General features: G+C 58.8%; 7 protein-coding genes and 1 riboswitch. Of the genes, 3 read left to right on the forward strand and 4 right to left on the reverse strand.

Annotated features, from left to right (window positions below; genetic code table 11):
- Positions 1–29 precede the first annotated feature (29 nt).
- The gene (locus tag NKI70_RS25915) at positions 30–1,460 is read left to right on the forward strand and encodes a CapA family protein (RefSeq protein ID WP_352725261.1); all 1,431 of its coding nucleotides are present in this window, start codon (positions 30–32) and stop codon (positions 1,458–1,460) included.
- A gap of 388 nt (positions 1,461–1,848) precedes the next feature.
- On the opposite strand, the gene NKI70_RS25920 is transcribed toward NKI70_RS25915, so the two are convergent.
- The 3 genes from NKI70_RS25920 to panD all read right to left on the reverse strand — a co-directional run bounded on the left by NKI70_RS25920 (position 1,849) and on the right by panD (position 4,478).
- Entirely contained in the window at positions 1,849–2,280 is a 432-nt protein-coding gene (locus NKI70_RS25920) for a GlcG/HbpS family heme-binding protein (RefSeq protein ID WP_352725263.1), read from the reverse strand.
- A gap of 38 nt (positions 2,281–2,318) precedes the next feature.
- Positions 2,319–3,557 (reverse strand): D-amino acid dehydrogenase, encoded by a 1,239-nt coding sequence (locus tag NKI70_RS25925; RefSeq protein ID WP_352725265.1) that lies wholly within the window; start codon positions 3,555–3,557, stop codon positions 2,319–2,321.
- A gap of 136 nt (positions 3,558–3,693) precedes the next feature.
- A riboswitch (glycine riboswitch) is annotated at positions 3,694–3,783 on the reverse strand.
- 239 nt (positions 3,784–4,022) lie between these two features.
- Positions 4,023–4,478, reverse strand: coding sequence for an aspartate 1-decarboxylase (gene panD / locus NKI70_RS25930; RefSeq protein WP_352725287.1), 456 nt, complete (start codon positions 4,476–4,478; stop codon positions 4,023–4,025).
- A gap of 95 nt (positions 4,479–4,573) precedes the next feature.
- Here panD and istA point away from each other — a divergent pair, with 95 nt between their 5' ends.
- Both istA and NKI70_RS25940 read left to right on the forward strand, forming a co-directional pair.
- Positions 4,574–6,082 (forward strand): IS21 family transposase, encoded by a 1,509-nt coding sequence (gene istA / locus NKI70_RS25935; protein ID WP_352725267.1) that lies wholly within the window; start codon positions 4,574–4,576, stop codon positions 6,080–6,082.
- Entirely contained in the window at positions 6,082–6,417 is a 336-nt protein-coding gene (locus NKI70_RS25940) for an ATP-binding protein (protein WP_352725269.1), read from the forward strand. Before istA ends, NKI70_RS25940 begins: the two co-directional genes overlap by 1 nt.
- 16 nt (positions 6,418–6,433) lie before the next feature.
- Here NKI70_RS25940 and NKI70_RS25945 read toward each other — a convergent pair.
- Positions 6,434–6,762 (reverse strand): helix-turn-helix domain-containing protein (locus tag NKI70_RS25945; RefSeq protein ID WP_352725271.1); only part of this gene is annotated, 329 nt, incomplete at its 5' end.

The raw sequence follows: 6,762 nt of genomic DNA on the forward strand, positions 1-6,762 counted from the left end.
ATACATACACTGGAAAGTAGGAAGTAAATATGGATTATCAAAAAGATGGTCACCCTGCGATTCAGCGGGATGGTGGCTTTGATACGGTCGGTTCGATCGAAACAAATGTAGCAGACGGTTTCACGATGGCGGCCGTCGGAGACCTTCTCTTGGCGCGGCCAGTGACAAAAGGCCAATATCCCGGCTTGGCCGATGTCCTGAAAATCTTTCATGATGCCGACGTCACTTTCGGCAACTTGGAGACGAACATTTTGGATGCTCGGTCTCAAGGATGCCCACAGGCTGAGTACGGCGGTGCCTATTGCATAAGCGCTCCCGAGCTCGGACCTGACTTGAAAGCGATGGGCTTCAATATGGTTAGTCGCGCGAATAACCATACGCTTGACTGGGGCGTCGAAGGTATGCGCGAGACGAGCCGTGCCCTTGAAGAGAACGGGATTATCCACGCAGGTGCCGGCGAGAATCTCGCGCAAGCCGGCGGTGCTCGCTATTGGGAGACCCCTCGCGGTCGCGTAGCACTGGTGTCATTCACAACAACGTTCGAGCCCATGTCTCGTGCCTGCGACCCAGTTGGGGAGGCGCCGGGTAGGCCCGGACTCAACGCACTTCGTTTGATGAAGAACATTGTCGTACCGGCTGACATGCTGGATAACCTACGGCTAGTTCGTGATGCATTACCCGATAGTACGCTAGTGCCTAGTGATCCCACCAGGGTGGTGATGGCCGGGGTCTCATTCAAAGCCGGTAACGAAGGTGGTTACAGCTTTGAGCCTAACACCCGCGATGTTGCCAGTATCCAGCGCAATGTTCGTCAAGGCAAGCAGTTCTCCGACTTCTGCATTGCAACGAACCATGGACACGAACCTGGGGGATGGAGCCAGGAGCCACCCGATTACGAACAAGCCTTTGCGCGTAAGCTTATTAATGCCGGCGCCGATGCGTATGTCGTGCACGGACCCCATGTGTTGCGAGGCATCGAGATCTACAAAGGCCGGCCTATCTTTTACAGCTTGGGGAATTTCTTCTGTCAGGACCTTCGGACGCCGGTAGGCGCCGACATGTTCGAGGTGTACGGTAAGGATCCGCGGGTCGATACGGACGCCGAGGTAACGGTCGACGAGGTGGCCAAGGGATATCCGACGCCAGAAGGGTTTGTAGGCCCGCAATCCGATGCGGTCTATTATGAGAGCGTTGTCGCCGTCAGCCGCTTTGAGCAGAACCAGCTTGCCGAACTGAGGCTCTATCCAATCGAGCTCCGTCGCTCCAGCAGGTTCGCCAACCGGGGAGTGCCGCGTCTGGCTCCCGCCCAGCAAGGAAAAGCCATTCTGGAGCGGCTGCAGAAGCTCTCGGAGCCATTTGGCACCCAAATCGACATCGAGAACGGCGTTGGATTGATCCGACTGCAACCCAGCGCGGCGCGTGCAGTAGGTAGCGATACCCGCACTGCCCCTGGCCTCTAAGGCGAGTGAGGACGAGGGGTTGGGAGTTGCCGCATATGTCCGGGCATCCCGGCCTCCAGCCACAAACTCTGCCCGAGGATCAATAGGCCAACTAATCGGAAGCAACTTTTTCGGCCGCTTGCAGATGTTACGAAACGCAAGGGCCAGGCTGAGGGCCTTTTTGATTTTACTGACCGCAAAGCCGGAGGAGGCTTCCTGATCCATTCTACAACCCTGTTTGTCCGGACGTTTTCAGCCGTGGCAGCCGGCATCAGCGCACCATCCTAAAGGCGCCCGGTGCGCGAAACATCTCAAAATCGCGCCGAAGGCGCAGACGCTATTTCAATTCTGCCTGATCCGCCGACGGATCTGTGTTTCTCACCTACGGGCTTCACGCGCTTCGGTTGAGTCAGGCCGGCTGCGCATCCAACCCGCCGATCTCGATTGCCTCCACGGCCACTGCTTCATCGTTGTCTGATGTATCTCCAGTAATGCCCACCGCACCAAGCAACCGACCGGTCTTGTCTCGCACCAGGACACCCCCGGGTACGGGGAGTATCTTGCCGCCTGATATGGCGGTCAGGCCGGCTACAAAGTGCGGTCGGTCGGCTGATGCTGTGTCGAGCCAGCGTGAACCGAAACCGACGGCCAAAGCACCGTAAGCCTTGCCGAATGCAAGTTCAAAGCGGAGCATTGAAGCCCCATCCTGCTTTTGGAACGCGACCAGGTGGCCGCCAGCATCCAGAACCGCAACGCTCAAGGGCTTGAGACCCTTTCCGCTTGCTGTGGAGCACGCCCTATTAATGATGGAATTGGCGACTTCCAATGTCAGACTAGTCATGTTCAAGTTTCCTCGGGGCGTTAAAGCAGGGAGGTCTTCTACGCAGCCAAACGAGCGTCGACCGGAAGATCCGTAGCCACAACCGTGGCCAGCATGGCCGATGTTGCGGCTGAAAGCGTCCACCCTAGATGCCCGTGACCGGTATTGTAGAAGACACCCGGAACCCGGCTTTTGCCGACCCGCGGCATCATGTTCGGCATCATCGGTCGAAGCCCTGCCCACGGCACAACGTGTTCAGTTGCCACTTTCGGGAACATCATCCGTGTCCAGTCGACTAAAGGTCTGATGCGATCTTCCCGGATGTCGAAATTGACACCATTGAATTCTGCGGTCCCTGCCACGCGCAGACGCGCAGCGCCGAGACGGCTGGTCACGATTTTCGCGCGGTCGTCAAGAATGCTCACCCAGGGCGCCGAGGAATCTGCCGTAGACCCGTCCAACTCCACCGTAATTGAATAGCCTTTCACCGGATAAATGTTGATGCGATCCCCGAACATCGCAGCGATATCGCGACTATTTGTTCCCGCACAGACTACAATGCCGTCGGCTTCCAGCGTCTGATCGGCGCCACCAGTTGTGCAAACGAGGTGGAAGCGATCCCGGCGTTCAATCCGGCTCACCGCAGCGTCATAGATGAATTGGGCGCCCCGCTTTGTGCAGGCCTTCTCCAAGCCCGCGCAATATTTGTGGATATCGCCGGTAGAATCCGACGGGGTGTAGAATCCTCCATAAAAATTGCCATGTAATGCAGGTTCAATCTCGGCAAGTTCGCTGGGCGTTATCGAACGCCGGTCGAGGCCACCCTCGTTCAGCATCTCGTTCACCTTCAACGCGTGGGAGAAGCCTGCTTTGTCCCAGCAAACATGCAGGATACCCCGACGGACGTGATCAAAGTTGATGCCTTCGCGGTCAGCGATCTCGAAGAGGTGCTTACGGGCCGCGATAGCCAGGCGGGTCGTTTCAATCGTGTTCTCGCGATATCGCGAAATATTGGACACGAATTCCAGCAGCCAGCTGTACTTGTGCCACGACGGGGTAGGGTTCATGAGAAGCGGCGCATCCCGCCGAAGCATCCACTTAATTCCCTTGAGCACTGTCGACCAGTGGTTCCAGACTTCGGCATTGCTTGCGGATAGCTGGCCACCGTTGGCGAACGACGTTTCCATCGCGGCATACCGTCTCCGCTCAACAACGGTCACCTCGTAGCCTTGCTCCAGCAACGCAAAAGCTGTCGACACACCGGCAATTCCGGCGCCAATTACAACAATTTTAGGCATTTAAACTCCGAACAGTGCAATGGGTGCGAGCCTGGCTCGCAGCGAATCCCCAAATCTGTCTCGGGTACCTGAGAGCTTAACCGGACCTACCGGCTTTCCCCTTCGGTGGACGCGCGTGGCGTCTCTCTCCAGATCGTTCGGCGGTGCGGTCACTTTTGCCTGAGAGTTTCCTTGGGGGGTTGCTCCGTCGGCGTCGGCGGTTGCCGATCTCTCCCGTTCAGCCTTTGAACACTCCAGCTATACGATGATAGGCGCGCCATTGATCGCCATTTCGAGGTCCGCACTGAAATGTATGGACCATTTTTTGTGTTATTTCTGACTGTATGAGGCCAGCGTGTCCAATTTCAGGAAATCGGCTTGGAGCGGGTCGGCAAACGGTCAACCGGACACATACGAGATGGGCCAATCTAACGGTTAGCAATGTCGGGGGCATTGTCGACGAAGTCGACACCGTGCAGGGAAATGTCACGCCCCGGACACCAGCGCAGGGATGGCGAAAGCTTCATTCGCTTCGTCAAGGATGGAGAAACTGTAACGGCCATCGGCGTCGAAATCGACGGAGTAGCTCAGGCGGTCGAGTATGTTGTTGTCCTGGTCGAACGTAACGATCCGCGGCTTCAGAGAGGTGATATGCGCTTCGTCCAGGTAGATGGAGTTGCAGACAATGATCTGGTCGTCCGGCTGACAAGTGCGGGCCGCCGTTCCGTTTAGAATACAGCATCGTGAGCCGCGCTCGCCCAGAATGACATAGGTGGAAATCCGCGCCCCGGAATTCTTGTTCCATATCTCCACGAATTCCATGGGCAGGATCCCTGCTTCTTCGCAGTGGTCAGGGTCGAGCGTTATCGAACCGTGGTAGTTGATGTTTGCTTCGGTGACGTGGATGCCGTGCAGCTTGCCGGCTGTGAGATCGCCTGCAATGTTGTCCCCTGAGGGGGTTATTTCGCTTCGAATCCTCGCCCCCTGTTTTCCAGTTCTGGTGATCCTTCCCGCTTTTTGAGGGAAGGGGTTTGGGGATGTTGGTTGTGGAGACGATTGCGCGGATCCGGTTCGAGTTTTTCTCCCGAGGCAAGAAGATCAAGCAGATTGCGCGCGAGCTCGGCGTGGCGCGCGACACGGTCCGCAAGGTCATCCGGTCTGGCGCGACTGAGTTCCGCTACAAGCGCGAGGTTCAGCCGCTGCCGAAGCTGGGTCCATGGCTGGTGGTTCTGACGGATATCCTGGAGCGTGAAGAGAAGCTGCCGCGGCGTGAGCGGCGCTCGACGATACGACTGTTCGAGGAACTGCGCGGCCGTGGCTACGATGGCGCGCATGACAGCATCCATCGGTTCGTGAAGGCATGGCGGAGCGATCGGGCCCGGGCGCCGGCGCATGCCTTCATCCCGCTTCGCTTCGATCCCGGCGAGGCCTACCAGTTCGACTGGAGCCATGAAGGGATCGAGCTTCACGGTCTGCCGCTGACGGTGAAGGTCGCGCAGATGCGGCTGTCCCATAGCCGCATGCCGTTCGTTCAGGCCTACTTCCGCGAGACACAGGAGATGGTGTTCGACGCGCACGACCGCGCCTTTGCCTTCTATGGCGGAGCGTGCCGGCGCGGGATCTATGACAACATGAAGACGGCGGTCGAGACAATCTTCGTCGGGCGCGCCCGGCAATACAATCGCCGCTTCCTCCAGCTCTGTTCTCACCATCTGGTCGAGCCGGTGGCCTGCACGCCGGCAGCCGGCTGGGAGAAGGGCCAGGTCGAGAACCAGGTCGGCACCCTCCGCGACCTGCTGTTCCGGCCGAGGCCGAAGGTAAAATCGTTGGACGAGCTGAACGCCTGGCTCGCCGATCAATGTGTCGCCTATGCGCGTCGCGCGAAGCATCCGGAGTTCAAGGACCGGACCGTCTGGGATGTGTTCGAGGATGAGCGCGCCCAGCTTATCGAATATCGCGGCCCCTTCGCGGGCTTCGCCGAGAAGCCGATGCGGGCGACAACTACCTGTCTGATCTCGCACGACCGGAACAAATACAGCGTCGACGCCAAGGCCGCAGGCCGCGCGGTTCTGGCGCGGGCCTATGCCGACCGCATCGTCGTGCTTCTCGATGACGCGGTCGTCGCCGATCATCCGCGCAGCTTCAAGCGGGAGCAAGTCGTCTACGATCCGTGGCACTGCCTTCCGGTCCTGATGCGCAAGCCCGGTGCACTGCGCAACGGCGCTCCGTTCAAGGATTGGGCTTTGCCCGCTCCGCTCGCGAAGATGCGGGCCAGGCTGCAGCAACGGTTCGACGGCGACCGGCAGTTCGTGAAGATCCTCGGCCATGTTCCCGATGTCGGCATCGGCGCGGTTGTCGAAGCCTGCGAGGAAGCGCTTGAGGCCGGGATCGCCAGCGGCGACGTGGTCACGGCGATCCTCGCGCGGCGTCGGCATGAGCCGGTCCCGCCCAGCATCATCACGCCGGACAGCCTTAAGCTCAAGGCCGAACCGATCGCCGACTGCGCCCGTTACGACAATCTGAGAAAGCGGAGGGAAGCTGCCTGATGGAACGTCACCAGATCATCGAGGCCATGACCAGCCTCAAGCTCTACGGAATGCGCGCGAGCTTCGACGAGGTCGCCGGAAAGGGCCTCAACCGACGCGACGAACTCTACCCGCTGCTCGCAAGCCTGATCCGCGCCGAGATCACGCACCGCAAGTCCCGATCGATCAACTACAGGCTCAGCGGCGCAAAGTTCCCGGTCCTCAAGGACCTCGGCGGATTCGTCTTCAACGACACCATGATCGACGAGGGTCACATCCGCGAGCTTGCCACCGGCGCCTTCACGGAGGCCAAACGTAATCTGATCCTGATCGGCGGCACCGATCCCACGACATAATGCACACCTCGCTATGTTATTGAAAAAGCTGGATCTGCTGATCCTGTGATTGTGATAATGGACTGTGTCCGCTCCTGCCGGAATGGTGCTGGATATCGAGTTGCTCGATATCTTCATGACGGATGATCCAGGGCGTACCCTTGCAATACTGCTCGGCCTTCAGATCGCCGGCGCGGATCATGCGCAGCACGGTCATTGGCCGCAGGCCGAGCTTCGCAGCCGTTTCCTGCAATGTATACTCGCCGCGCTCCGACCGTTCATCCTTTTTGTAGACGGCGATGTCGTGCTGGTTGCGGAAAGTGCAGACACGGGACTGCGTCCATCCGTTCAGACGACCCGTGGTTT

It is taken from the genome of Mesorhizobium sp. M0500 (assembly GCF_040321165.1).
Classification (GTDB): Bacteria; Pseudomonadota; Alphaproteobacteria; order Rhizobiales; family Rhizobiaceae; genus Mesorhizobium.

Excerpts from the sequence above, each read along its gene's own strand:
- NKI70_RS25925 (WP_352725265.1), bottom strand. The coding sequence starts at position 3,557 with ATGCCTAAAATTGTTGTAATTGGCGCCGGAATTGCCGGTGTGTCGACA.
- NKI70_RS25920 (WP_352725263.1), bottom strand. The coding sequence starts at position 2,280 with ATGACTAGTCTGACATTGGAAGTCGCCAATTCCATCATTAATAGGGCG.
- NKI70_RS25915 (WP_352725261.1), top strand. The coding sequence starts at position 30 with ATGGATTATCAAAAAGATGGTCACCCTGCGATTCAGCGGGATGGTGGC.
- istA (WP_352725267.1), top strand. The coding sequence starts at position 4,574 with ATGTTGGTTGTGGAGACGATTGCGCGGATCCGGTTCGAGTTTTTCTCC.
- NKI70_RS25940 (WP_352725269.1), top strand. The coding sequence starts at position 6,082 with ATGGAACGTCACCAGATCATCGAGGCCATGACCAGCCTCAAGCTCTAC.